The organism is Leclercia sp. UBA7405, from assembly GCF_037152215.1.
Lineage (GTDB): Bacteria > Pseudomonadota > Gammaproteobacteria > Enterobacterales > Enterobacteriaceae > Enterobacter > Enterobacter pneumoniae.
In genome coordinates, this window is the sequence record NZ_JBBCMR010000003.1 from 464,803 (window position 1) to 488,117 (window position 23,315).

At 53.7% G+C, this 23,315-nt stretch carries 29 protein-coding genes; 15 read left to right on the top strand and 14 right to left on the bottom strand.

All coding sequences use genetic code 11. The annotated features are described in order from the left end of the window. Both pmrA and pmrB read left to right on the top strand, forming a co-directional pair. Positions 1 to 663, top strand: coding sequence for a two-component system response regulator PmrA (gene pmrA, locus WFN75_RS17565; RefSeq protein ID WP_046885782.1), 663 nt, complete (start codon positions 1 to 3; stop codon positions 661 to 663). Then, complete coding sequence (gene pmrB / locus WFN75_RS17570) at positions 660 to 1,703, top strand: two-component system sensor histidine kinase PmrB (protein WP_046885781.1); 1,044 nt, start codon at positions 660 to 662, stop codon at positions 1,701 to 1,703. Before pmrA ends, pmrB begins: the two co-directional genes overlap by 4 nt. Positions 1,704 to 1,739: 36 nt before the next feature. Here pmrB and cgtA read toward each other — a convergent pair whose 3' ends face one another. From cgtA to rplU, 4 genes are all read right to left on the bottom strand, one after another. After that, positions 1,740 to 2,918 carry an Obg family GTPase CgtA gene (gene cgtA / locus WFN75_RS17575; protein ID WP_040073885.1) on the bottom strand — a complete coding sequence of 393 codons (1,179 nt, stop codon included), beginning with the start codon at positions 2,916 to 2,918 and terminating at the stop codon, positions 1,740 to 1,742. Between the two features lie 15 nt (positions 2,919 to 2,933). After that, on the bottom strand, positions 2,934 to 3,899 hold the full coding sequence (locus WFN75_RS17580; RefSeq protein WP_040073884.1) for a DMT family transporter: 966 nt from the start codon (positions 3,897 to 3,899) through the stop codon (positions 2,934 to 2,936). A 96-nt stretch (positions 3,900 to 3,995) separates the two neighbouring features. After that, entirely contained in the window at positions 3,996 to 4,253 is a 258-nt protein-coding gene (rpmA, locus tag WFN75_RS17585; protein ID WP_007673187.1) for a 50S ribosomal protein L27, read from the bottom strand. A 19-nt stretch (positions 4,254 to 4,272) separates the two neighbouring features. Further along, entirely contained in the window at positions 4,273 to 4,584 is a 312-nt protein-coding gene (rplU, locus tag WFN75_RS17590) for a 50S ribosomal protein L21 (RefSeq protein ID WP_003025032.1), read from the bottom strand. 256 nt (positions 4,585 to 4,840) lie between these two features. On the opposite strand from rplU, the gene ispB reads away from it, so the two are divergent. Next, the gene (gene ispB / locus WFN75_RS17595) at positions 4,841 to 5,812 is read left to right on the top strand and encodes an octaprenyl diphosphate synthase (protein ID WP_040073883.1); all 972 of its coding nucleotides are present in this window, start codon (positions 4,841 to 4,843) and stop codon (positions 5,810 to 5,812) included. Between the two features lie 228 nt (positions 5,813 to 6,040). After that, a complete protein-coding gene (gene sfsB, locus WFN75_RS17600; protein ID WP_040073882.1) occupies positions 6,041 to 6,328 on the top strand; it encodes a DNA-binding transcriptional regulator SfsB in 288 nt (95 codons plus the stop codon). A gap of 59 nt (positions 6,329 to 6,387) precedes the next feature. Here sfsB and murA read toward each other — a convergent pair whose 3' ends face one another. The 7 genes from murA to mlaF form a co-directional block, all read right to left on the bottom strand. After that, on the bottom strand, positions 6,388 to 7,647 hold the full coding sequence (murA, locus tag WFN75_RS17605; RefSeq protein WP_040073881.1) for a UDP-N-acetylglucosamine 1-carboxyvinyltransferase: 1,260 nt from the start codon (positions 7,645 to 7,647) through the stop codon (positions 6,388 to 6,390). A gap of 51 nt (positions 7,648 to 7,698) precedes the next feature. Continuing rightward, positions 7,699 to 7,953 carry a BolA family iron metabolism protein IbaG gene (ibaG, locus tag WFN75_RS17610; RefSeq protein WP_014071941.1) on the bottom strand — a complete coding sequence of 85 codons (255 nt, stop codon included), beginning with the start codon at positions 7,951 to 7,953 and terminating at the stop codon, positions 7,699 to 7,701. Positions 7,954 to 8,079: 126 nt separating this feature from the next. Beyond that, positions 8,080 to 8,373, bottom strand: coding sequence for a lipid asymmetry maintenance protein MlaB (mlaB, locus tag WFN75_RS17615; protein WP_040073880.1), 294 nt, complete (start codon positions 8,371 to 8,373; stop codon positions 8,080 to 8,082). Continuing rightward, on the bottom strand, positions 8,373 to 9,008 hold the full coding sequence (gene mlaC, locus WFN75_RS17620; protein WP_040073879.1) for a phospholipid-binding protein MlaC: 636 nt from the start codon (positions 9,006 to 9,008) through the stop codon (positions 8,373 to 8,375). The genes mlaB and mlaC overlap by 1 nt, the downstream gene beginning before the upstream one ends. Before the next feature lie 3 nt (positions 9,009 to 9,011). Beyond that, positions 9,012 to 9,566: an outer membrane lipid asymmetry maintenance protein MlaD gene (gene mlaD / locus WFN75_RS17625; protein WP_040073878.1), complete on the bottom strand. Its 555-nt coding sequence runs from the start codon at positions 9,564 to 9,566 to the stop codon at positions 9,012 to 9,014. A 4-nt stretch (positions 9,567 to 9,570) separates the two neighbouring features. Further along, complete coding sequence (gene mlaE / locus WFN75_RS17630; protein ID WP_040073877.1) at positions 9,571 to 10,353, bottom strand: lipid asymmetry maintenance ABC transporter permease subunit MlaE; 783 nt, start codon at positions 10,351 to 10,353, stop codon at positions 9,571 to 9,573. A gap of 7 nt (positions 10,354 to 10,360) precedes the next feature. After that, complete coding sequence (mlaF, locus tag WFN75_RS17635; RefSeq protein WP_040073876.1) at positions 10,361 to 11,173, bottom strand: phospholipid ABC transporter ATP-binding protein MlaF; 813 nt, start codon at positions 11,171 to 11,173, stop codon at positions 10,361 to 10,363. Positions 11,174 to 11,400: 227 nt separating this feature from the next. Between mlaF and WFN75_RS17640 the strand changes: the two genes are divergently transcribed. The 11 genes from WFN75_RS17640 (at position 11,401) to npr (ending at position 19,321) form a co-directional block, all read left to right on the top strand. Then, on the top strand, positions 11,401 to 12,378 hold the full coding sequence (locus WFN75_RS17640; RefSeq protein WP_040073875.1) for a calcium/sodium antiporter: 978 nt from the start codon (positions 11,401 to 11,403) through the stop codon (positions 12,376 to 12,378). A 13-nt stretch (positions 12,379 to 12,391) separates the two neighbouring features. Further along, positions 12,392 to 13,378, top strand: a complete 987-nt coding sequence (gene kdsD / locus WFN75_RS17645) for an arabinose-5-phosphate isomerase KdsD (RefSeq protein WP_046885778.1) — start codon at positions 12,392 to 12,394, stop codon at positions 13,376 to 13,378. A gap of 14 nt (positions 13,379 to 13,392) precedes the next feature. Continuing rightward, positions 13,393 to 13,959, top strand: a complete 567-nt coding sequence (gene kdsC, locus WFN75_RS17650) for a 3-deoxy-manno-octulosonate-8-phosphatase KdsC (protein ID WP_336996613.1) — start codon at positions 13,393 to 13,395, stop codon at positions 13,957 to 13,959. Next, entirely contained in the window at positions 13,956 to 14,531 is a 576-nt protein-coding gene (lptC, locus tag WFN75_RS17655) for an LPS export ABC transporter periplasmic protein LptC (RefSeq protein WP_040073872.1), read from the top strand. The genes kdsC and lptC overlap by 4 nt, the downstream gene beginning before the upstream one ends. Further along, positions 14,500 to 15,054, top strand: a complete 555-nt coding sequence (gene lptA / locus WFN75_RS17660) for a lipopolysaccharide ABC transporter substrate-binding protein LptA (protein ID WP_040073871.1) — start codon at positions 14,500 to 14,502, stop codon at positions 15,052 to 15,054. Before lptC ends, lptA begins: the two co-directional genes overlap by 32 nt. A gap of 6 nt (positions 15,055 to 15,060) precedes the next feature. After that, positions 15,061 to 15,786 (top strand): LPS export ABC transporter ATP-binding protein, encoded by a 726-nt coding sequence (lptB, locus tag WFN75_RS17665; RefSeq protein ID WP_040073870.1) that lies wholly within the window; start codon positions 15,061 to 15,063, stop codon positions 15,784 to 15,786. Positions 15,787 to 15,834: 48 nt separating this feature from the next. Beyond that, positions 15,835 to 17,268 carry an RNA polymerase factor sigma-54 gene (rpoN, locus tag WFN75_RS17670; RefSeq protein ID WP_336996597.1) on the top strand — a complete coding sequence of 478 codons (1,434 nt, stop codon included), beginning with the start codon at positions 15,835 to 15,837 and terminating at the stop codon, positions 17,266 to 17,268. Between the two features lie 22 nt (positions 17,269 to 17,290). Continuing rightward, entirely contained in the window at positions 17,291 to 17,578 is a 288-nt protein-coding gene (gene hpf, locus WFN75_RS17675; RefSeq protein ID WP_010436063.1) for a ribosome hibernation promoting factor, read from the top strand. 82 nt (positions 17,579 to 17,660) lie between these two features. After that, positions 17,661 to 18,152 carry a PTS IIA-like nitrogen regulatory protein PtsN gene (ptsN, locus tag WFN75_RS17680; RefSeq protein WP_040073868.1) on the top strand — a complete coding sequence of 164 codons (492 nt, stop codon included), beginning with the start codon at positions 17,661 to 17,663 and terminating at the stop codon, positions 18,150 to 18,152. 45 nt (positions 18,153 to 18,197) lie between these two features. Further along, a complete protein-coding gene (rapZ, locus tag WFN75_RS17685; RefSeq protein WP_040073867.1) occupies positions 18,198 to 19,052 on the top strand; it encodes an RNase adapter RapZ in 855 nt (284 codons plus the stop codon). Beyond that, positions 19,049 to 19,321: a PTS phosphocarrier protein NPr gene (gene npr / locus WFN75_RS17690; RefSeq protein WP_040073866.1), complete on the top strand. Its 273-nt coding sequence runs from the start codon at positions 19,049 to 19,051 to the stop codon at positions 19,319 to 19,321. Before rapZ ends, npr begins: the two co-directional genes overlap by 4 nt. On the opposite strand, the gene mtgA is transcribed toward npr, so the two are convergent. The 3 genes from mtgA to arcB all read right to left on the bottom strand — a co-directional run bounded on the left by mtgA (position 19,318) and on the right by arcB (position 23,249). Beyond that, positions 19,318 to 20,016, bottom strand: coding sequence for a monofunctional biosynthetic peptidoglycan transglycosylase (gene mtgA / locus WFN75_RS17695; protein ID WP_286808834.1), 699 nt, complete (start codon positions 20,014 to 20,016; stop codon positions 19,318 to 19,320). The two genes, npr and mtgA, sit on opposite strands and share 4 nt — an antisense overlap. An 8-nt stretch (positions 20,017 to 20,024) precedes the next feature. After that, positions 20,025 to 20,678, bottom strand: coding sequence for an isoprenoid biosynthesis glyoxalase ElbB (elbB, locus tag WFN75_RS17700; RefSeq protein WP_336996614.1), 654 nt, complete (start codon positions 20,676 to 20,678; stop codon positions 20,025 to 20,027). Positions 20,679 to 20,915: 237 nt separating this feature from the next. Then, on the bottom strand, positions 20,916 to 23,249 hold the full coding sequence (gene arcB, locus WFN75_RS17705) for an aerobic respiration two-component sensor histidine kinase ArcB (RefSeq protein ID WP_046885776.1): 2,334 nt from the start codon (positions 23,247 to 23,249) through the stop codon (positions 20,916 to 20,918). Positions 23,250 to 23,315 lie beyond the last annotated feature (66 nt).

Sequence of the window (23,315 nt, forward strand, 5' to 3'; positions counted from 1 at the left end):
ATGAAACTGCTTATTGTTGAAGATGATATGTTGTTACAGGAAGGGCTGGCGCTAGCCCTTACTGCTGAGGGCTATACTCTTGACTGCGCGGCTACAGCGGCAGAAGCGGATGGCTTGATCCAGAGTGGTGAGTACAGCCTGGTGATCCTTGACCTTGGTCTGCCGGATAAAGACGGGGCAACGCTACTTAGCCAGTGGCGTCGTCGGGGCATCTCTAATCCCGTGCTGATCCTCACCGCACGCGATGCGCTGGCGGATCGCATCAATGGGCTTGATTCAGGCGCTGATGACTACCTGGTTAAGCCTTTTGCCCTGGCAGAGCTGCAAGCTCGCGTTCGGGCGCTGATTCGTCGCTATCAGGGACACAGCGATAATTTGCTGAGCGATGGCGATCTCACCCTCAATTTGCAAACGCAGCAGGTATTGCAGCAGACGCTACCGGTTGAGGTGACGCCGAAGGAGTTTGCCCTGCTCACTCGCCTCATTATGCGCAGCGGGCAAACCGTGCACCGAGAAACCCTGCAGCAGGATATCTACTCCTGGCAGGATGATCCCGGATCTAACACCCTTGAAGTCCATATCCATAATTTGCGACGCAAACTCGGTAAAGATCGTATTAAAACCGTCCGCGGCGTCGGCTATCGACTGGAAAGCCAAAAATGAACAGTATGCGCCGTCGGCTGATGGTGTTGCTTGCTATTATTTTACTCTTTTTTCAACTGATTAGCGTCGTCTGGCTCTGGCATGAAAGCCGGGAGCAGATCGGCTTTTTAGTCAATGAAACCTTGTCAGCGAAATCGCGAAACCAGCACGTTGAGAAGGAGATCCATGAAGCGATCGCTTCTTTGCTGGTTCCCTCGCTGGTGATGATTGGCTTTACCCTGCTTTTCTCGTTCTGGGCAATCACCTGGATTACCCGTCCACTCAATCAGTTGCGTACCAGCCTGGCAAACCGTTCTGCCGACAATCTCACGCCGCTGCCAGTCTATTCCGACATGCTGGAGATCAGTGCCGTAACCCGCACGCTAAACCAGCTGCTGGCCCGTCTTGACCATACTCTGCAGCAGGAGCGCTTATTCACCGCTGACGCCGCACACGAGCTGCGAACACCGCTGGCTGGCATTCGTCTGCATCTGGAGTTAATGGCGAAGTCTGGCACGCCTCAGGCGGAGCCATTGATTACACGTATTGACCAGTTGATGCACACGGTAGAGCAGCTCTTAATGCTGGCCCGTGCGGGACAGGCGATGGCGAGTGGTCACTATCAGACGCTGAGCTGGAGCGACACGATATTCGCGCCTTTGGCGCTGGAACATGATGCTAAAGAGCACAGGCTTATCTGGCCCCCGCAAAGTCCTCTCGTGGCCGAGGGTGATGCCATCCTGCTGCGCCTGATGCTGCGTAATCTGCTGGAGAACGCTGTTCGTTACAGCCCAAAAGGCACCGTAATCGAGGTGAAATTAGAAGAGACGGGCGACGGGACGAGAGTCAGCGTACTTGACCAGGGGCCGGGTATTGATGAGGCGCATCGACAGTCTATTACTGAGCCGTTCCGCCGTATTGATCAACGTTATGGCGGCAGTGGTCTGGGGCTGAGTATCGTTCAACGTATTCTGCAACTCCATCGCGGCACCCTGCATCTGGAGAATCGTCCTGAAGGCGGGCTAATAGTGAGCTGCTGGCTCCCTGCAAAACTGAGATAAAAAAAAACCCCCTTGATAAGGGGGTCACAGACGGTCTTAACGTTTGTAGATGAATTCGACGCCTTCTTCGTCATCTTCATCCCAGTCGTCATCCCAGTCTTCGTCATCTTCGATATCTTCTTGCTGCTCTTCGAGCTGCTGACGATGATAATCGTCCCACATGAACTCGACTTTCTCGGGCTGTTTCGCCTCTTCTGCCTGAGCGATCGGGTTCTCGATGATAAAGGTCATCACATCCCAGCAGAGATCTTTAACGCCAACCTGGCTTGCCGCAGAGATCAGATAGTATTTATCTTCCCAGCCCATCGCGTCGGCAATCGCTTTCGCCTTCGCTTCGGCCTCGGCTTTGTCCATCAGGTCGATCTTGTTAAAGACCAGCCAGCGCGGTTTCGCCGCCAGCTTGTCGCTGTATTTTTCCAGCTCACCGATGATGATACGGGCGTTTTCAACCGGATCAGAACCGTCGATAGGATCGATATCGATCAGGTGCAGCAGGACGCGGCAACGCTCGAGGTGCTTCAGGAAGCGAATACCCAGACCCGCACCTTCGGCAGCACCTTCGATCAGGCCAGGAATATCAGCCACAACGAAGCTCTTCTCGTTATCCATACGAACCACGCCCAGGCTTGGCACCAGCGTGGTAAACGGATAATCAGCTACTTTCGGCTTGGCAGCAGAGACGGCACGGATAAAGGTCGATTTACCGGCGTTCGGCATGCCCAGCATCCCCACGTCGGCCAGCAGCATCAGCTCCAGCTGCAGATCGCGCTTATCGCCCGGCGTCCCCATCGTTTTCTGACGAGGTGTACGGTTCACAGAGGATTTGAAGCGGGTGTTGCCCAGGCCGTGCCAGCCACCTTTAGCGACCATCAGGCGCTGACCATGCTTCGTCATGTCACCCATAGTTTCGCCGGTGCCCTGATCGATGACGCGCGTCCCTACCGGCACTTTAATGCTTACGTCTTTCCCGCGTTTACCGGTGCAATCACGGCTCTGGCCATTCTGGCCACGTTCCGCGCGGAAAGATTTCTCGAAACGGTAGTCGATCAGCGTGTTGAGGTTTTCATCCGCCTCCAGCCACACATCGCCGCCATCCCCGCCATCGCCGCCGTCCGGGCCGCCGCGTGGAATGTATTTTTCACGGCGGAAGCTTACGCAACCATTACCGCCATCACCTGCAACAACCAGGATCGTTGCTTCATCAACAAACTTCATTTTACTCTCCGTAACTCATTCGCCTGAGCGGGGCATGACTACAACCGCTTCATTTTTGCGCCAACGTCCCCAAAGACGATGACCAATGGCGGAATACATCGCGCCCGCAACCACGACAAACGCACCGAGATACCCCAGAAGGTTTAACATCGGTTTGACGAAGAAATCGGGCCAGGCCACTGATAACAAATCTGAAAATAATAGCGTAAACAGCGGGGTAAGCGTGATTAAGGCGCTCACCTGTGCTGCTTGCCAGCGCGCCATCGCCTCAGCGAGCGCACCATAACCCACCAACGTGTTCAGACCACAAAAGATCAGACACGCCAGTTGCCAGTCGCTCAACTGAGCAATGACGCCCGGCTTCGCAAGTGGTAGCAATGCAATAGTACATAAAGTGTACAGCAAAAAGAGGATCTGCTGTGACGCCAGACGCCGCAATAACACCTTTTGCGCGACGCCATAACTCACCCAGACCATCGCTGCACCTACCCCAAAAATCACACCCCAGGTGTAATCCGTCAGGCGGGTGAAAATCTCAACCAGACTGGTGTTAAAGAACATCACCAGCCCACATAACAGCATACATGCCCCAATAATTTGGGTGCCACGCATCTTCTCTTTGAGAATAAACACGCTGGCTACCATCATGCCCACAGGGGAAAGCTGACCAATCACCTGCGATGCCGTAGGGCTTAAATATTGCAGGGAAGAGCTGAACAGGATGAAGTTACCGAATAACCCCCCCGTCGCGATAGCCAGTAACACCAGCCAGCGCGGACTACGGAAGAGCCGTAGTGGTGGGAGCTTGCCTCTTATCGCGAGGATTGCACCAAGGCCAATACTTGCCATCAGGAAGCGATAAAACACCACGGTGGGCGGCTCCATCACCTCCAGAACCTGCTTCATTGCGATTGGCAGTGCACCCCAGCACATTGCGGTAGTGAGCGCCAAAAGAATACCAATGCCGGCCTGCTGCTTCATGCCCGTTTTCCCTACAGAAAAAATTGCCGGGTTTCCAATGTAAAAAGCCCCGCAACAGGTTGCGGGGCTTTAATCCGTTACCGGACCGAGAAAACCTTACTCAGCAACGATGCTGATGTATTTACGGTTGTTCGGGCCTTTAACTTCAAATTTCACTTTACCGTCTGCTTTAGCAAACAGAGTGTGGTCACGACCGCAACCTACGTTGTTACCAGCGTGGAATTTGGTGCCACGCTGACGAACGATGATGCTACCCGCCAGTACAGTTTCGCCACCGAAACGCTTAACGCCCAGGCGTTTAGCTTCTGAATCGCGACCGTTACGTGTGGAGCCGCCAGCCTTTTTATGTGCCATTTAAATCTCTCCTCAGGTCTTAGGCGCTGATGCCAGTAATTTTCACATCAGTGAACCACTGACGGTGGCCCTGCTGCTTACGGTAGTGTTTACGACGACGAAACTTAACGATTTTAACTTTCTCGCCACGACCGTGTGCAACAACTTCAGCTTTGATAACGCCGCCATCAACGAAAGGAACGCCGATTTTGACTTCTTCACCGTTTGCGATCATCAGAACTTCTGCGAACTCAACAGATTCGCCAGTTGCGATGTCCAGCTTTTCCAGGCGAACGGTCTGACCTTCGCTTACTCGGTGTTGTTTACCACCACTTTGGAAAACCGCGTACATATAAACTCCGCTTCCGCGCACATCCTCGTATGATTCAGAGTGCGCTATAAATATTCACAATAGGGCGCGAATATTACGCAAAACGCGAGCCTTTGACAAGTGCTACCGTCAATACATGAAGAAAAAAAACACAACACGTACGGCAACGTTTATCTGAGGCGTTTTTTCAGTACAATCGGCGCTACTATTGATTAACCGAACCCTTTGTTAACCCATTTAAAATGGGGCCTACAGGACTAAAAGCCCGGCTTTTACGATGAATTTAGAAAAAATCAATGAGTTAACCGCGCAGGATATGGCGGGTGTGAATGCAGCAATCCTGGAACAGCTCAACTCTGATGTTCAGCTTATCAATCAGTTGGGTTACTACATCGTCAGTGGAGGCGGGAAACGCATCCGTCCAATGATCGCTGTGCTTGCCGCGCGCGCGGTGGGCTATCAGGAAAATGCGCACGTTACGATTGCAGCCCTGATCGAATTTATCCATACCGCAACGTTGCTCCACGACGATGTGGTGGATGAATCGGACATGCGCCGGGGTAAAGCCACCGCGAACGCCGCGTTTGGTAATGCCGCCAGCGTTCTGGTCGGCGATTTTATTTACACACGTGCGTTCCAGATGATGACGAGTCTGGGATCCTTAAAGATCCTGGAGGTGATGTCTAAAGCCGTTAACGTCATCGCCGAAGGTGAAGTGTTGCAGCTGATGAACGTCAACGATCCGGACATCACCGAAGAGAACTACATGCGCGTCATCTACAGCAAGACGGCGCGTCTGTTCGAAGCGGCGGCACAGTGCTCGGGTATTCTTGGCGGCTGCTCTGAGGCGCAAGAAAAGGGTCTGCAAGACTACGGGCGTTACCTGGGTACGGCTTTCCAGCTGATTGACGATCTGCTCGACTACAGCGCCGATGGCGAAACGCTGGGTAAAAACGTGGGTGATGACCTGAACGAAGGCAAACCGACACTACCCTTGCTGCATGCCATGCGTAACGGTACGCCTGAACAAGCGAAGCAGATCCGTGATGCGATCGAACAGGGTAATGGCCGACACCTTCTGGAACCCGTGCTGGAAACAATGGCAGCTTGCGGCTCTCTGGAATGGACGCGTCAGCGCGCCGAAGAGGAAGCGGACAAAGCGATCGCTGCCCTTCAGGTTCTGCCTGAAAGCCCTTGGCGTGAGGCACTTATTGGCCTGGCGCACATTGCGGTACAACGCGATCGTTGATCTGAATAAGAACTCTCGATTCGGAAAAAGAGAGTTCTTATAAGCTCCAATTTTATCCATAACGTTGTTAATGAATTCGCTTACAACCCGCATGAATAAAGGATTGGCATAATCTGAATGTCACTCCGCATGCCGCGAACTTTTTAGAACCGCTGTTCGAAGAAGGTATAGTAACAACGTCATTTAACTCGAAATGACGTGGACGCACCTGAACAGAGGGACAGCAACATGGATAAGAAATTTATCGACTGGCATCCGGCCGATATTATTGCCGCGCTGCGTAAAAAAGGAACTTCACTGGCTGCGGAGTCTCGCCGTAATGGTCTTAGCTCATCCACTTTAGCTAACGCGTTAACGCGCTCATGGCCGAAAGGTGAGTTGATCATTGCCACTGCACTGGGCACCGATCCCTGGGTGATATGGCCATCGCGTTATCACGATCCCATAACCCACGAATTTGTTGACAGAACGCGGTTGATGCGGCGGAAAAGAGAAGAGAGAAAGCGCCAGGAGTGACGCTTTTTAGCAGGAATAGCAACCCCCCGGTCTTAAAGGCAGGGGGCTGCCAGGCACGATTACTCGCCCTTCACACGCTCGATATTGGCACCCAGCGCGCGCAGTTTATCTTCGATACGTTCGTAACCGCGATCGATGTGATAAATACGATCGACAATCGTTGTACCTTCGGCAATACAACCCGCCAGCACAAGGCTCGCTGACGCGCGCAGATCGGTCGCCATCACCTGTGCGCCAGACAGTGTTTCAACGCCATGGCAAATAACGGTATTGCTCTCAATCTCCGCGTGTGCGCCCATACGGATAAGTTCCGGTACGTGCATGAAGCGGTTCTCAAAGATGGTTTCAGTGATGAAGCCGGTTCCTTCCGCCACGAGGTTCAGCAGAGTGAACTGTGCCTGCATATCGGTCGGGAATGCCGGATGAGGCGCGGTACGGACGTTTACCGCTTTTGGACGGTTGCCGTGCATATCCAGGCTGATCCAGTCTTCACCGATCTCGATATCGGCCCCTGCGTCACGCAGTTTAGCCAGTACGGCATCCAGGGTATCAGGCTGTGCATTGCGGCAGACAATTTTGCCGCCTGAAATCGCGGCAGCAATCAGGAAAGTACCGGTTTCGATACGGTCAGGCAGTACGCGGTAAACGCCGCCACCCAGACGCTCAACGCCTTCGATGGTGATACGATCGGTACCCTGGCCGGTGATCTTCGCGCCAAGCGCGACCAGGAAGTTTGCGGTATCCACAATTTCCGGCTCGCGTGCGGCGTTCTCGATAACCGTGGTGCCTTCTGCCAGCGTGGCGGCAGACATAATGGTTACCGTGGCGCCAACGCTCACTTTGTCCATGACAATGTGCGCGCCTTTCAGACGGCCATTAACAGAGGCTTTTACGTAACCCTCTTCCAGTTTGATATCTGCGCCCAGTTTTTCCAGGCCGTAGATGTGCAGATCAACCGGACGCGCGCCGATAGCACAGCCGCCAGGCAGTGAGACCTGCCCCTGACCAAAACGCGCCACCAGTGGACCCAGGGCCCAGATAGAGGCACGCATGGTTTTCACAAGATCGTAAGGCGCAGAGAAATTGTTCACGTTGCTGGCATCGATCCACACGGATCCGTTGCGCTCCACCTTCGTGCCGAGCTGAGTCAGCAGCTTCATGGTGGTGTCGATGTCTTTCAATTTTGGTACGTTCTGGATCTCTACCGGCTCTTCCGCAAGCAGTGCGGCGAAGAGGATTGGCAGCGCGGCGTTTTTGGCGCCGGAGATTGTCACTTCGCCCTGGAGACGCGTCGGCCCCTGTACACGAAATTTGTCCATTATTTGCTCTCTGTATGAATTCAACCGTGCTGCTGGCTAATCGCCCTCAGCTCAAAAACCGTTTAGTTTGCGATCGCGAGCCCACTCTTGTGGGGTAAACGCCTTAATCGACAGGGCATGGATACGATTATCCGCGATATATTCCATCAGCGGCGCATAAACAGCCTGCTGTTTCTTCACGCGGCTCATGCCGTCAAAAATCTCACCCACAGCAATAACCTGGAAGTGACTGCCATCGCCGGAGACGTGGGCTTCCTGAAGGGAGAGTGCATTCATCAGCACTGCCTGGATTTCATTATTTTCCATGGGTTCTATATCATCTGATAGTGAAAACAAGCCCAACATCTTAGAGCAAAGTGGCGCTGTCTTAAACAAGCAAAAAGCCCCGACAATGAAACTGTCGAGGCTTTTGATAGTAACGTACTGAAAAAATTAGCGAGGCAAAACGTCTTGCGGCAGATTATAGAGCTGAGCCAACGTGATGACGTTATCGCTGATGCCTGCCAGAGAGACCTGTAGCCCCTGCTTCTTACCGGCAGCGACAAGATGTGCCAGCAGTGCGACGCCGGCCGTATCCACGCGAGAGATCCCGCCAAGATCGATGCAGGTCACCCCTTGCATCGCCTGGTCGCGCGCATCCCACAGAGGATTCAGATAATCCTGATCCAGCTCGCCTGATAGCAACAGCTTTTCGCCATCACGGATCCAGCTGAGTGGCTGCGTCATTATTTTTTCTCGTCCAGGGTAATTTTCTGGCGAGAGATGGATTGCAGCTGAGCGGTCAGGCCGTCAATACCTTTGGTACGCAGCAGGTCGCTCCACTCGTTCTGCTTGGTGGTAATCATGCTAACGCCCTCAGCGATCATGTCATAGGCCTGCCAGTTGCCCGTCTGGCTGTTTTTACGCCACTGGAAATCCAGGCGTACCGGCGGACGGCCGTTCGGATCGATAATGGTTACGCGAATCGGCACGATAGTGGCATCACCCAGGGGCTGCTCAGGGGCGATCTGGTAAGTCTGGCCGTGATACATCGCCAATGCCTGACCGTATGCCTGCTTCAGATATTCACGAAACGCAGCAAAGTAGGCGTCACGCTGCGCTGGGGTGGCGTCTTTGTAGTAGCGGCCCAGAACCAGCGCACCGGCATACTTAATCTGTACGTATGGCAGCAGCTCTTGATCGACGATATCACGCAGATAATCCGGGTTAGAGCGAATTTTAGGTTGTTCGTTTTTAAGGCGATCGAAGGTTTTCTTGGCCGCCTCATTCATCTGTTGGTAAGGGTTAGCCTGACCGGCCGCATTTGCCGCTGTGAGTGGGGCAATCATCAGCATGGCAACCATTAACAGTCGTTTAATCATGAATTACTTCTCCTGAGATGAATTCGTCGTGCCAGCAGGTGGCGTGACATCTGATTCTGCGGGCGCTTCAGCAGATTTGTTCTCGTCACCTCCCTTACTGTTGTAAAGGAACTGACCAATCATATCCTCAAGTACCATGGCTGACTTGGTATCCTGAATAACGCCGCCATCTTTAAGAATAGTCGTTCCCAGTTCAGGGTCTTCAAAACCGACATTCAGCGCCAGATATTGCTCGCCGAGCAGGCCAGAGGTACGAATGGAGAGCGAGCTGGTATCCGGAATGTGGTTGTAGCGCTCTTCGATATCCAGCGCCACGCGAGGCAGATAGGTTTTCTCGTCCAGCGAGATATCCGCTACCCGCCCAATCACCACGCCGCCGATGCGCACCGGCGAGCGTGCCTTCAGGCCGCCAATATTATCGAAGGTGGCATAAATTCGGTACGTAGGCTCGGTACGAACAGAGGTGATATCTGCCGCTCTCAGGCAGATAAACAAGGCCGCCAGCAGCGCCAGCAAAACAAAGATACCAACCCAAATTTCACTTTTTCTCGTTTGCATGAACTCAATTCCCAAACATCAGTGCGGTGAGCACAAAATCCAGACCCAATACGGCCAGCGACGAATGCACGACAGTACGTGTTGTTGCGCGGCTGATCCCTGCAGACGTCGGGATAGCATCGTAACCGTTAAATAAGGCAATCCAGGTAACGGTGATGGCAAACACAATGCTTTTTATCAGGCAGTTCACCAAATCCATTCGCAGATCGATAGCATCCTGCATAGCAGACCAGAAGAAGCCGGCATCAATGCCCTTCCACTGCACGCCCACCAGCGAACCACCCCAAATGCCCACCGCGACGAAGAGAATGGTCAGCAGCGGCAGAGAGATCACCCCAGCCCAGAAGCGCGGTGAAATCACCCGACGCAGAGGGTCGACCGCCATCATCTCCATACTGGAAAGCTGCTCGGTCGCGCGCATCAAACCAATCTCCGCCGTGAGCGCAGAACCCGCCCGCCCCGCAAAGAGCAGCGCGGCCACTACCGGCCCAAGTTCACGCAGCAATGAAAGCGACACCAGCATACCGAGGCTGGTTTCTGCACTATAGGTGGTCAGGACCAGATATCCCTGCAACCCCAGCACCATTCCGATGAACACTCCCGAAACGATGATGATAACCATCGACAGTACGCCAACATTATAGAGCTGACGTATCAGTAGCGGGGTGTGTTTACGGAACTCCGGTTTGCCGACCAGCGCATTGAATAACATCAATCCGGCACGCCCGAACGTCCTGACGGTTTTTATGCCGTGGTGTCCTAAAGCGGCCAACGCATTTAACAGCATGAGCGGCTTAACTCCCTATTCCTAATAAATCTTGATGATAATCATCCGCCGGATAACGGAACGGAACCGGCCCATCAGCAATACCGTAGAGGAACTGGCGCACGCGCGCGTCGTCGTTCTCCTTCAGGGACTGCGCACTGCCGTGAGCGACGATCTTTTTATCGGCCACGATATAGGCATAGTCAGCGATGCTCAGTACTTCCGGAACATCGTGCGACACCACAATACAGGTCACGCCGAGCGCACTGTTCAGTTCCGAGATCAGTTTAACCAGCACTCCCATGGTGATGGGATCCTGCCCGACAAAAGGTTCGTCGAACATAATCAGATCCGGTTCAAGGGCAATGGCACGGGCAAGCGCTGCCCTGCGCGCCATCCCGCCAGAGAGCTCAGAAGGCATTAACTTTGCCGCCCCGCGTAGCCCCACGGCCTCGAGTTTCATCATTACCGTGCTTTTCAGCAGCGGCGCGGGCAGACGTGTGTGTTCACGCAGCGGATAAGCCACGTTATCGAAGACGTTAAGATCGGTAAAAAGCGCCCCCGACTGGAAAAGCATGCTCATGCGTTTACGCACGGTATAGAGGCGTGAACGTGACATGGCTGAAACGTTTTCGCCATCGAAAAGGATCTCGCCGCTGTCCGGGGGGATCTGGCCGCCGATCAGGCGCAGCAGCGTGGTTTTACCAATGCCAGAAGGCCCCATGATGGCGGTGATCTTGCCGCGCGGCACGGTCAGAGAAATATTGTCAAAAATGACCCGGTCGCTGCGCGTAAAACTTACGCCGCGAACATCGACTAAATTCGCCCCGTTCAGGCTCATGTATATTTCCTTTCTATTGCCGGCTCAGGATAAGCATGATGCTTGATTCAGCTCCAAACCCAGCATTTTTACAGAATATTTCACACTGAGGTAAGCGAAAGCTGGCATTTGTTTTACTTTTACGGCGCATAAAGTCAAAATTAAGAATTCGTTACGTCTACAGACTGTATGCAGCCAGAGATTTTCTCTCAGTGGACCGGCGAGTATACCTGAAGAAAGGACTTTTGATGCTTCTCGCAACAGCACTGTTAATAATTGGTTTACTTTTGGTCGTCTACAGTGCCGATCGTCTGGTGTTTTCAGCATCAATACTCTGTCGTCTCTTTGGCATTCCCCCTTTGATTATTGGCATGACGGTGGTCAGCGTTGGCACCTCCCTTCCTGAGATCATCGTGTCGGTCGCCGCTTCGATGCATGACCAGTTGGATCTCGCCGTCGGTACCGCCATTGGCTCCAATATCGTCAATATATTATTGATATTAGGGCTTGCCGCACTGTTGCACCCATTTCGCGTGCATTCTGATGTTCTGCGCCGCGAATTGCCGCTAATGTTGATCGTAAGTCTGTTGGCAGGCTGCGTATTGTACGACGGGCAGTTGACGATGAGCGATGGCATATTCCTGCTGGCGCTGGCGACGGTCTGGCTGCTTTACATTGTTAAGCTTGCCCGCGCCGCAGAAAAACAGGGCAATGATAGCCTGACCCGAGAACAGATGGCGGAGCTACCGCGCGAAGGCACGCTGCCCGTGGCGCTACTCTGGCTGGGGATCGCATTGATCATCATGCCCATGGCGACGCGGATGATCGTCGATAACGCTACGGTATTGGCAAACTACTTTGCCATGAGCGAGCTCACCATCGGCCTGACGGTTATCGCCATTGGTACCAGTCTGCCCGAACTGGCAACCGCCATCGCGGGAGCGCGTAAAGGCGAGGACGATATCGCCATTGGTAACATCATCGGTTCGAACATTTTTAACATCGCGATTGTGCTCGGCCTGCCAGCGTTGCTCTCACCTGGCGTATTCAACCCGCTGGCGTTCTCGCGAGATTACGGGGTGATGGTGCTGGTCAGCGCCATCTTTGCCCTACTCTGCTGGCGCCGCAAACGGCAGATTGGTAAAGGCGCAGGCGCGCTACTGACCGCGGGTTTTATCGTATGGATGGCGATGCTGTACTGGCTCTCGCCTCTTCTCTCTGGGTAAACGGATACGGATTATGTCGCACATAGAATTGCAGCCGGACTTTGACTTTCAGAAAGCAGGAAAAGCGGTTCTGGAGATTGAACGTGAAGGTCTGGCGCAGTTAGACCAATACATTAATCAGGATTTTACGCTGGCGTGCGAAATGCTGTTTCGCTGTAGCGGCAAAGTCGTGGTAATGGGGATGGGTAAATCAGGTCATATCGGCCGCAAGATGGCGGCAACCTTTGCCAGCACCGGGACAACGGCCTTTTTCGTCCACCCAGGCGAAGCCGCTCACGGCGATCTCGGTATGGTCACGCCGCAGGATGTGGTTATTGCCTTATCCAACTCAGGTGAATCTAACGAAATTCTGGCGCTGATCCCGGTCCTAAAGCGGCTGCAGGTTAAGCTTATCTGTGTTACCAGCCGCCCCGAGAGCAGCATGGCGCGCGCCGCAGATGTGCACCTGTGCGTGAAAGTCCCTAAAGAGGCCTGCCCGCTGGGTCTGGCTCCCACATCCAGCACCACCGCGGTACTGGTGATGGGCGACGCCCTTGCCGTCGCGCTGCTTGAGGCCCGCGGTTTTACGGCGGAAGATTTCGCCCTCTCCCACCCTGGCGGTGCGCTTGGACGCAAATTGCTGTTACGCGTCAACGACATCATGCATACTGGCGAGGAAATTCCGCACGTCAGTAAAGACGCTCCCTTACGTGATGCGTTACTGGAAATCACCCGTAAAAACCTGGGCATGACGGTCATCTGTGATGAGACGATGAAGATCGAAGGTATCTTCACCGACGGGGACCTGCGCCGGGTATTTGATATGGGCGTCGATGTACGTACGCTGGGTATCGCCGATGTGATGACCAGCGGCGGAATTCGCGTGCGTCCGGGGACGCTGGCGGTCGATGCGCTCAACCTGATGCAGTCCCGCCATATTACCGCGGTCATGGTTGCCGATGGCGACCAGTTGCTGGGTGTGGTACATATGCATGATCTTCTGCGCGCAGGCGTAGTGTAATGAAGGATAAGACAATGAGTAATGCGGGTGCTTCGCTTGCAACCTGTTACGGCCCGGTCAGTTCACAAATGATGGCGCAAGCGGAAAAGATTCGTTTGCTGATTCTGGACGTGGACGGCGTCCTCTCCGACGGCCTGATCTATATGGGCAATAACGGCGAGGAGCTTAAGGCCTTTAATGTGCGTGATGGCTACGGCATTCGCTGCGCACTGACTTCTGGCATAGAAGTTGCCATTATCACCGGCCGGAAGGCTAAACTAGTAGAAGACCGTTGCGACACGTTGGGCATCACCCATCTTTATCAGGGACAATCCGATAAGAGGGTCGCTTTCAGGGATTTGCTGGATAAACTGGCTATTGCCCCAGAAAACGTAGCCTATGTGGGCGACGATCTGATCGACTGGCCAGTAATGGCTGAAGTGGGGCTGAGCATTGCCGTTGCCGATGCGCATCCGCTTTTACTCTCCCGCGCTGACTATGTCACCCGGATCAACGGTGGCCGGGGCGCGGTTCGTGAGGTGTGCGATCTCCTGTTACTGGCGCAAGGCAAGCTTGATGAGGCCAAAGGGCAATCGATATGAGTAAAACCAGACGTTGGGTTATTATTCTGCTTTCGCTGTTGGCACTGGTACTGATTGGCGTGAATCTTGCCGATCGGGATGACACCGAAGCGCCGACGGTGAACACGAGCGATCCAACCTATAAAAGCGATCAAAGCAATACCGTGGTTTATAGCCCGGAAGGCGCACTGAATTATCGCCTTATCGCCCAGCACGTTGAATATTTCTCTGAGCAGGGTGATTCGTGGTTTACCCAGCCGGTGCTGACCACGTTTGACAAAGATAAAGTTCAGACATGGTCCATCAAATCAGATCGGGCAAAACTGACGAATGACCGTATGCTTTATCTCTATGGCCATGTGGAAGTGAATGCGCTGACCCCTGATGCGCAATTGCGCAAAATCACCACTGACAACGCACAGATCAACCTGGTCACCCAGGATGTCACATCCCAGGATCTGGTCACTTTATACGGCACAACATTTAATTCCAGCGGCCTCAGAATGCGCGGGAACTTACGCAGCAAGAACGCAGAGCTGATTGAAAAGGTTAGAACCTCCTATGAAATTCAAAACAAACAAACTCAGCCTTAATTTCGTCATCGCCAGCGCACTGCTGGCCGCCAGTCTGCCTGCGCTTGCTGTGACAGGTGATACCGAGCAGCCGATTCATATCGAGTCAGACACCCAGTCTCTTGATATGCAGGGCAATGTGGTGACGTTCACTGGCAATGTGGTGGTGACTCAGGGCACCATCAAAATCAATGCAGACAAAGTCGTCGTGACCCGTCCGGGTGGCGAAGATGGCAAAGAGATTATCGATGGTTACGGCAATCCGGCCACCTTCTACCAGATGCAGGACAATGGCAAACCGGTAAAAGGCCACGCGTCGCACATGCACTATGAACTGGCAAAAGATTTTGTCGTGCTCACTGGCAACGCGTTCCTGGAGCAGCTGGACAGTAATATCACCGGCGACAAGATCACCTACCTGGTGAAAGAGCAGAAAATGCAGGCCTTCAGTGAAAAAGGCAAACGCGTCACCACCGTACTTGTTCCGTCGCAGCTGCAGGACAAAAACAGCAATCAGGCTCCGGCACAGAAAAAGAGTAACTAATTCGTTATGGCAACATTAACTGCAAAGAATCTTGCGAAGGCCTATAAGGGCCGCCGCGTCGTGGAAGATGTCAGTCTGACCGTAAACTCTGGTGAGATCGTCGGGCTTCTGGGGCCGAACGGTGCGGGTAAAACCACCACCTTCTACATGGTGGTCGGTATTGTGCCGCGCGATGCAGGCAACATCATTATCGATGACGAAGACATCAGTCTGCTGCCACTGCACGCCCGTGCCCGTCGTGGTATCGGCTATCTGCCGCAGGAAGCGTCCATCTTCCGTCGCCTGAGCGTCTTCGACAACCTGATGGCCGTCTTGCAGATCCGTGACGATCTTACCGCCGAGCAGCGTGAAGATCGCGCTAACGAGCTGATGGAAGAGTTCCACATTGAACATCTGCGTGACAGCCTCGGTCAGGCGCTCTCGGGCGGCGAACGTCGTCGCGTTGAGATTGCCCGAGCGCTGGCTGCCAACCCAAAATTCATTCTTCTTGATGAACCCTTTGCGGGTGTTGACCCCATTTCCGTAATTGATATCAAACGCATTATCGAGCATCTGCGCGACAGCGGCCTCGGCGTATTGATCACGGACCATAACGTGCGCGAAACGCTGGCCGTCTGCGAACGCGCATACATTGTGAGCCAGGGGCATCTGATTGCTCATGGCACGCCGCAGGCGATCCTGGAAGACGAGCATGTTAAGCGCGTGTATCTTGGGGAAGACTTCAGACTCTGATAGGGTAAGAGGTACAACAACGCGTAACCGGAGAAAAATGCTCTGAATATGAAGCAAGGTTTGCAATTAAGGCTCAGCCAGCAGCTGGCAATGACGCCACAATTACAGCAGGCAATCCGCCTGTTGCAATTGTCTACGCTTGAACTGCAGCAGGAGCTCCAGCAAGCGCTGGAGAGCAATCCTCTGCTTGAGCAAACCGATCTTCACGATGAGGTAGAAACCCAGCAGTCCCAGGACACCGAGGCACTTGATACCGCCGATGCCCTTGAGCAGAAAGAGATGCCCGACGAGCTGCCGCTGGATGCCAGCTGGGATGAGATCTACACCGCCGGCACCCCTTCCGGTAACCGCGTGGATTACCAGGACGATGAACTGCCGGTTTATCAGGGGGAAACGACCCAGTCACTGCAGGATTATCTGATGTGGCAGGTGGAGCTGACCCCGTTCTCCGATACCGATCGCGCCATCGCCACCTCTATCGTCGATGCTGTTGATGACACCGGTTATCTCACCGTACCGCTGGAAGATATTCTGGAAAGCATTGGCGATGCCGATATCGATCTGGAAGAGGTCGAAGCGGTTCTGAAGCGAGTTCAGCGCTTTGATCCCATTGGCGTAGCGGCGAGAGATTTACGTAACTGCCTGCTTATACAGCTGTCGCAGTTTGTGAAAGAGACGCCCTGGATCGAAGAGGCCAGACTGATCGTCAGCGATCATCTGGATCTGCTGGCAAATCATGACTTCCGTGCCTTAATGCGGGTGACGCGGCTAAAAGAAGATGTGCTCAAGGCCGCCGTGAATCTGATTCAGTCACTGGATCCCCGTCCGGGTCAGTCGATCCAGACCAGCGAGCCCGAGTATGTTATCCCCGACGTGCTGGTGCGAAAACATAACGGTCTGTGGACCGTAGAACTTAACTCCGACAGCATTCCCCGCCTGCAAATTAACCAGCAATATGCCTCAATGTGCACCAGCTCGCGCAATGATTCAGATAACCAGTTTATTCGCAGTAATCTGCAGGAAGCGCGCTGGCTGATTAAAAGCCTTGAGAGCCGTAACGATACCCTGCTGCGCGTCAGCCGCTGTATCGTCGAGCAACAGCAGGCCTTTTTCGAACGGGGCGAAGAGTACATGAAACCGATGGTGCTGGCGGATATCGCCCAGGCCGTCGAAATGCACGAATCCACGATTTCCCGCGTCACTACGCAGAAGTATCTGCATAGCCCACGCGGTATTTTTGAGCTTAAGTATTTCTTCTCTAGCCATGTTAATACCGAGGGCGGCGGCGAAGCATCGTCGACAGCCATCCGTGCGCTGGTGAAGAAATTGATCGCCGCGGAAAACCCCGCGAAACCACTGAGTGACAGTAAGTTAACCACCATGCTGTCGGATCAAGGTATCATGGTGGCTCGCCGCACTGTTGCGAAGTATCGAGAGTCTTTATCCATTCCGCCGTCTAACCAGCGTAAACAGCTGGTCTGACACAACCGATAAGGAAGACACTATGCAGCTCAACATCACTGGACATAACGTCGAAATTACCGAGGCGCTGCGCGAATTTTTGAATACAAAATTTGCCAAACTTGAACAGTATTTCGAGAGGATCAACCAGGTCTACATTGTGTTGAAAGTGGAGAAAGTGACTCATATCTCGGACGCCACCCTGCATGTTAACGGTGGCGAACTCCATGCCAGTGCGGAAGGGCAGGACATGTATGCGGCTATCGACGGCTTGATTGATAAGCTGGCCCGACAGCTAAATAAACATAAAGATAAACTGAAACAACACTAATTGTCCGGGCAGTTAACGGATGCAGGCCGGCCTGTTGTGAAACACATCAGGCCCTTTGTATCGTTAACGCTTAGGTGAAATTATGATAAATAACGATTCCGCTCTTCAACTGAGCAATGTCCTTAACCAGGAATGTACCCGCAGTGCCGTTCATTGCCAGAGCAAAAAACGTGCGCTAGAGATCATCAGCGAACTGGCGGCTAAACAGCTGGGCTTAGCGCCGCAAGTGGTGTTTGAAGCCATTCTGACCCGTGAAAAAATGGGCAGTACCGGTATCGGTAACGGCATCGCCATTCCGCATGGCAAGCTGGAAGAGGACACCCTGCGCGCCGTGGGCGTCTTTGTGCAGCTGGAAACGCCGATCGCCTTTGATGCCATCGACAATCAGCCTGTCGATCTGCTGTTTGCGCTACTGGTTCCTGCCGATCAAACGAAAACCCATCTGCATACGCTGTCGCTGGTCGCCAGACGCCTGGCAGACAAAACCATTTGTCGCCGCCTGCGCGCTGCGCAGAGTGACGAAGAGCTTTATCAAATTATCACGGAAGCGGAAGGCAACCAGGATGATGCGTAATCGGGTAATGGCTATGACATTTGCTGTCCTGAGGAGAAAAGTTTCATGGTGCTGATGATCGTCAGCGGACGTTCCGGGTCGGGTAAATCCGTCGCCCTGCGTGCGCTGGAAGATATGGGCTTTTACTGCGTAGATAACCTGCCGGTGGTGCTGTTGCCCGACCTGGCACGAACGCTGGCAGACAGACAAATCTCGGCGGCCGTCAGTATCGACGTACGAAATATGCCGGAATCCCCGGAGATCTTCGAACAGGCGATGAGCAGCCTGCCGGAAGCGTTTTCCCCGCAGCTGCTCTTCCTTGATGCCGACCGCAATACGTTAATCCGTCGTTATAGCGACACCCGTCGTCTGCACCCTCTTTCCAGTAAGAATCTGTCGCTGGAAAGCGCTATTGATGAAGAGAGCGATCTACTGGAGCCGCTGCGTTCCCGCGCGGATCTGATCGTAGATACCTCTGAGATGTCAGTGCATGAGCTGGCCGAGATGCTGCGTACCCGCCTACTGGGTAAACGCGAACGTGAGCTGACCATGGTGTTTGAGTCCTTTGGCTTCAAGCACGGTATCCCTATCGATGCCGACTACGTCTTTGACGTACGCTTCCTGCCAAACCCACACTGGGATCCTAAACTGCGCCCAATGACGGGTCTGGATAAGCCGGTAGCGGCCTTCCTTGATCGGCATACTGAAGTCCATAACTTTATCTACCAGACTCGTAGCTATCTTGAGCTATGGTTACCTATGCTGGAGACCAATAACCGCAGCTATCTGACTGTGGCGATTGGCTGTACGGGCGGTAAACACCGTTCGGTCTACATTGCCGAGCAACTGGCTGACTATTTCCGCTCTCGCGGTAAAAACGTTCAGTCGCGTCATCGCACGCTGGAAAAACGTAAAACATGACCGTAAAGCAGACCGTGGAAGTCACCAATAAGCTGGGAATGCACGCCCGCCCGGCTATGAAGCTATTTGAGCTGATGCAGGGCTTCGACGCAGAGGTTCTGCTACGTAACGACGAAGGTACCGAAGCGGAAGCGAACAGCGTGATTGCACTGCTGATGCTCGATTCCGCTAAGGGCCGCCAGATTGAAATTGAAGCGACGGGGCCTCAGGAAGAAGAGGCGCTGGCCGCGGTCATTGCGCTGTTTAACGCCGGGTTCGACGAAGATTAGTAGAGCTTGTGCGCCTGCATAAAGCCTTCGCCGCCTAACTGCCGCATCTGCCGCAGGATCCACGCCTGGCGGCTACGCACGTAACCCGTCGGTGCGCTGGCCTTAAAGCGAATTGGGTTTGGCAGAACGGCTGCGAGAAGCGCGGCTTCAGCGGGGCTTAGCTTACTGGCAGGTTTATGGAAATAGCGTTGAGACGCAGCCTCCACACCAAATACCCCCTCACCAAACTCGGCGATGTTGAGATACACCGTCAGGATCCGCTTCTTACTCCAGACGGTCTCCATACCTAGCGTCAGCCCGGCTTCCAGCCCTTTTCTCACCCAGCTGCGTCCATCCCACAAAAAGAGGTTTTTGGCCGTTTGCTGGGAAAGCGTCGATGCACCACGGATCCGGTTCTCATTGCGTTCGTTATGCGCCAACGCTTTTTCAATGGCGCCCATGTCAAACCCCCAGTGCTCCGGGAATTTCTGATCTTCAGCGGCTATCACTGCCAGCCCCATCCAGGGGGAGATCTCATCCATGCTCACCCAGTCGGAATGCGCCACATAGCTGAAGTTTCCCGCGAACCAGGCACTAAGCTGACGCTCTACCATTACCGCAGAAAATGGCACCGGTAGAATATTGAACAGCGCAATGCCGCCGCCCCAGAACACCGCCAGCACCAACACAATCCGCAGCAGCCAGCGCTTGAACATCTTCACAATCATTCCGTCAGCACCAGTACGCGTGCGACCAGTTTATCAATGCCCGCAGCGGCTTCGGCGATAGTCTGTGCCAACATATACGCAGGTGTGGTGACGATTTTGTTATCTTCATCGACAACGATATCTTCCACCGGGCAGGGAACATGTTCACCGCCCATCTCCTCGATCACCTCGGCAGTATCGATATCGGTGCCGATGGTCAGGCGCAGCGGGAAATCAAAAATTTTTGGCAGCAAGGCCGGCGCAATGCAGATAAAACCCAGGGGTTTGCCCTGCTGGTGCATCTGCAGCGCCAGCGCTTTTAGATCGTCATCAACTTCACACTGGCTTCCCTGCGCAGCAAAGTTGCTCAGGTTTTTTGCCGCACCGAATCCGCCCGGTACGATCAGTGCATCCAGCGCCTCTGCCTTCGCCATATTGAGCGGATGAATATCTCCACGGGCGATGCGCGCCGCTTCGATCAGCGCGTTACGGCTGTCGGCCATCACTTCGCCAGTCAGATGATTAATGACGTCGGACTGGACTTTATCGGGGGCAAAACAGATTGCCTGCGCACCTACCCGGGACAACGCCAGGAGCGTAAGGACGGACTCGGTGATTTCAGCCCCGTCATAAACACCACAACCGCTAAGCACTACGCCAACTTTTTTCATCATGCCGATTCCTTATAGCAAGTGACTGAAGCTTATTAATAATTCTGATTAAAACGCTATGCTTCACATATTTCACTGATTCATGTAACAAAGTATTTAAGATTTGCTATCTTAACTGCGTGCGGCCTAAATTTTGAGGCGGCGTCTGGTTCCAAAATGATAACAATGTTCTCTACAGGCGCAGCCAAGATTTCCCTGGTGTTGGCGCAGTATTCGCGCACCCCGGTTTAGCCGGGGTCATTTTTTTCTGCTTTCTACCCACGCTTTCAATACCGCCACATCGTTCTGCCACTCTTGCTTCATCTCTTCGACCCATTCACCGACATTATCGGACCAGGCAGGAAGATCGGGGCTCTGGATCTGCTGACCAAGCTGTTGCAGATGACGCAAACCTACCGAGCCCGCTGCGCCTTTAATTTTATGCCCCTCTTCCACGATGCCTTTCTGATCGCGCGCGGTCAGGTTCGACTCCAGCACCGCTAAATAGCCAGGCATCATCTTCTCGAAGACCGCCAGCCCATCGGTAATCAGCTTCGGGCCAACCAGTTCGATGTATTGTTCAAGCATGGCGATATCCAGCAAGGTATGCGCTTTATCGGTATCAACCTTCGTCATGGTGCTCTCCTCTTCGTCACAGGTATCCCAGTACTTCTTAATCATGGCAGTGAGAGCAGGTACGGACAGCGGCTTGCTCAGCACATCGTCCATCCCGGCCTCCAGATACTCTTTTTTATCCTTCAGCACGTTCGCGGTCAGCGCCACCAGCGGCGGCAGCTCGTCACGGCTGTAGCGACGCGTGAGCTCACGCGAAATATCCAGCCCGGTCATATCCGGCAACTGGATATCAAGCAACAGCAGGTCATATTCGCCTGGCGTGAACATCTCCAGCGCGGCAGTCCCGGTCATGGCGACATCCACGCTACTGCCCAGTTTTTCCAGCACCGAGCGCGCCACAATGACGTTAAGTTCAATATCTTCTACCAGCAAGACGTGCAGCGCGGGCAGCGGTAAATCATCGTGAGCGAAGGTATCTTCCACCTCTTCTGCCACCGCCGGAGCATGCACGCTCAGAGCAAACAGCGAGCCCTTACCCGGGTTGCTGGAGACGGTGATATCGCCGCCCATGCTTTTCGCCAGACGACGCGATACTGCCAGACCTATACCGGTGCCGGTGGCAGGCTTACCGCCCTGGCTATCTTTCACCTGATAGTACATGGCAAAGATCTTATCCTGCTCTTCCTGTGGAATGCCGATCCCTGAGTCTTCAACCTCGAAATGCAGCATCTCCCCTTCGCCGTAGCGAACCCGCACCGACACCTGCCCGGCCTGCGTAAACTTGACGGCGTTACTGATCAGATTCCACAGAATCTGGCGCAGACGTGTACCATCGGTGACCACTTTATGGGGCAACGGCAAGGTGGGCTCCAGCACAAAGCGTAGACCTTTCTGCTGTGCTTGCAGGCCTGACAGATTTTCCAGGTCGGCCAGGAAGCTGGTGAAGTCTACCGGCTGGTTATCCAGCTGAACTTTACGCCGCTCCATCTTATCCATGTCGATAATATCGTTGAAAATATTCCCCAACGTCACGGCTGAAACATGGATAGTCTTAAGGTATTTCTCCTGCTCGGCAGACAGCTCGGTATCAAGCAGAATACGGCTTAGCCCGACGATACCGTTTAAAGGCGTACGCAGCTCATGGCTGATGGTTGAGATAAAGGTGGTCTTATCCCGGCTGGCGCGCTCCAGCGCATCCTGATAGCGCTTACGTTCGGTAATATCGCGGCCAAAGCCCATCAGGCCATGGCGTTTACCCACGCGGTCGTAATAGGGGACTTTGCGGATCTCAAAGCAGGCTTTGCGCCCATCCGGATAATCCAGCCACTGTTCGTAGGTGAGAGAGACGTTGTGACGGAAGACTTTTTCATCCGTTTCAATGACTTTTGCCGCCGCCTCTTCGGAATAGACGTCCTGCGGTTTGAGGCTAACCAGCTGTTTTTCACTTTTGCCGGTCAGCAGTTCCATTGCCCGGTTGCAGCCGGAGAACTCTTTATCCTCATTACGGTAGAAGACCAGATCCGGTGAGGCATCAAGAAACGAACGCAGAAAAGAGGATTGCTGTTCGAGCTGGATCTGCGTCTCTTCACGCTCTTTCATCTCGACCTTCAGCTGCTCCAGCGTTACGCGGCGCTCTGCTTCGGCTTTTTCACGATCTGAAATTTCCTGATTAAGCTGTGCAATGTTGTCCTTCAACTGAACATTGAGCTTCAGATCGCGCTCGCGCATCTCCTCCAGTTTCTCCACCAGCCGGGAGAGGCGCTGACGCGACTCCTCCAGCTGCTCAACCACCACCGACAGGAAGTAGACCGCCCAGGGGGTAATCAACAGGCCGAAGAAAATAGAGCGGATCACGTCGATACTTTCGACCTGCCCATGCAGCACCATGGTCACCGCCATCTGTACCACAATCGCCAGCACCACCAGCGCCAGGGCGAGCAACATGGAGAAGCGTACCAGGCCAAGCTTCATCATGAGATCGACGTAGTACTGCGCCAGCATTCGAATTTGCTTCATAGAGGATTCCTTCACGGCTTCATCGCACAATCATACTCAAATTTCAGGCAAGACGTTGAAGGTTGT

Coding starts and splice junctions, on each gene's coding strand:
- lptC (WP_040073872.1), top strand. CDS start 13,956: ATGAGTAAAACCAGACGTTGGGTTATTATTCTGCTTTCGCTGTTGGCA.
- mtgA (WP_286808834.1), bottom strand. CDS start 20,016: ATGTTCAAGCGCTGGCTGCTGCGGATTGTGTTGGTGCTGGCGGTGTTC.
- rpmA (WP_007673187.1), bottom strand. CDS start 4,253: ATGGCACATAAAAAGGCTGGCGGCTCCACACGTAACGGTCGCGATTCA.
- mlaF (WP_040073876.1), bottom strand. CDS start 11,173: ATGAGCCTGAACGGGGCGAATTTAGTCGATGTTCGCGGCGTAAGTTTT.
- lptA (WP_040073871.1), top strand. CDS start 14,500: ATGAAATTCAAAACAAACAAACTCAGCCTTAATTTCGTCATCGCCAGC.
- mlaB (WP_040073880.1), bottom strand. CDS start 8,373: ATGACGCAGCCACTCAGCTGGATCCGTGATGGCGAAAAGCTGTTGCTA.
- rapZ (WP_040073867.1), top strand. CDS start 18,198: ATGGTGCTGATGATCGTCAGCGGACGTTCCGGGTCGGGTAAATCCGTC.
- mlaD (WP_040073878.1), bottom strand. CDS start 9,566: ATGCAAACGAGAAAAAGTGAAATTTGGGTTGGTATCTTTGTTTTGCTG.
- npr (WP_040073866.1), top strand. CDS start 19,049: ATGACCGTAAAGCAGACCGTGGAAGTCACCAATAAGCTGGGAATGCAC.
- lptB (WP_040073870.1), top strand. CDS start 15,061: ATGGCAACATTAACTGCAAAGAATCTTGCGAAGGCCTATAAGGGCCGC.
- pmrB (WP_046885781.1), top strand. CDS start 660: ATGAACAGTATGCGCCGTCGGCTGATGGTGTTGCTTGCTATTATTTTA.
- WFN75_RS17640 (WP_040073875.1), top strand. CDS start 11,401: ATGCTTCTCGCAACAGCACTGTTAATAATTGGTTTACTTTTGGTCGTC.
- kdsC (WP_336996613.1), top strand. CDS start 13,393: ATGAGTAATGCGGGTGCTTCGCTTGCAACCTGTTACGGCCCGGTCAGT.
- cgtA (WP_040073885.1), bottom strand. CDS start 2,918: ATGAAGTTTGTTGATGAAGCAACGATCCTGGTTGTTGCAGGTGATGGC.
- mlaC (WP_040073879.1), bottom strand. CDS start 9,008: ATGATTAAACGACTGTTAATGGTTGCCATGCTGATGATTGCCCCACTC.
- elbB (WP_336996614.1), bottom strand. CDS start 20,678: ATGAAAAAAGTTGGCGTAGTGCTTAGCGGTTGTGGTGTTTATGACGGG.
- mlaE (WP_040073877.1), bottom strand. CDS start 10,353: ATGCTGTTAAATGCGTTGGCCGCTTTAGGACACCACGGCATAAAAACC.
- ispB (WP_040073883.1), top strand. CDS start 4,841: ATGAATTTAGAAAAAATCAATGAGTTAACCGCGCAGGATATGGCGGGT.
- hpf (WP_010436063.1), top strand. CDS start 17,291: ATGCAGCTCAACATCACTGGACATAACGTCGAAATTACCGAGGCGCTG.
- kdsD (WP_046885778.1), top strand. CDS start 12,392: ATGTCGCACATAGAATTGCAGCCGGACTTTGACTTTCAGAAAGCAGGA.
- ibaG (WP_014071941.1), bottom strand. CDS start 7,953: ATGGAAAATAATGAAATCCAGGCAGTGCTGATGAATGCACTCTCCCTT.
- sfsB (WP_040073882.1), top strand. CDS start 6,041: ATGGATAAGAAATTTATCGACTGGCATCCGGCCGATATTATTGCCGCG.
- rpoN (WP_336996597.1), top strand. CDS start 15,835: ATGAAGCAAGGTTTGCAATTAAGGCTCAGCCAGCAGCTGGCAATGACG.
- arcB (WP_046885776.1), bottom strand. CDS start 23,249: ATGAAGCAAATTCGAATGCTGGCGCAGTACTACGTCGATCTCATGATG.
- murA (WP_040073881.1), bottom strand. CDS start 7,647: ATGGACAAATTTCGTGTACAGGGGCCGACGCGTCTCCAGGGCGAAGTG.
- ptsN (WP_040073868.1), top strand. CDS start 17,661: ATGATAAATAACGATTCCGCTCTTCAACTGAGCAATGTCCTTAACCAG.
- rplU (WP_003025032.1), bottom strand. CDS start 4,584: ATGTACGCGGTTTTCCAAAGTGGTGGTAAACAACACCGAGTAAGCGAA.
- pmrA (WP_046885782.1), top strand. CDS start 1: ATGAAACTGCTTATTGTTGAAGATGATATGTTGTTACAGGAAGGGCTG.
- WFN75_RS17580 (WP_040073884.1), bottom strand. CDS start 3,899: ATGAAGCAGCAGGCCGGCATTGGTATTCTTTTGGCGCTCACTACCGCA.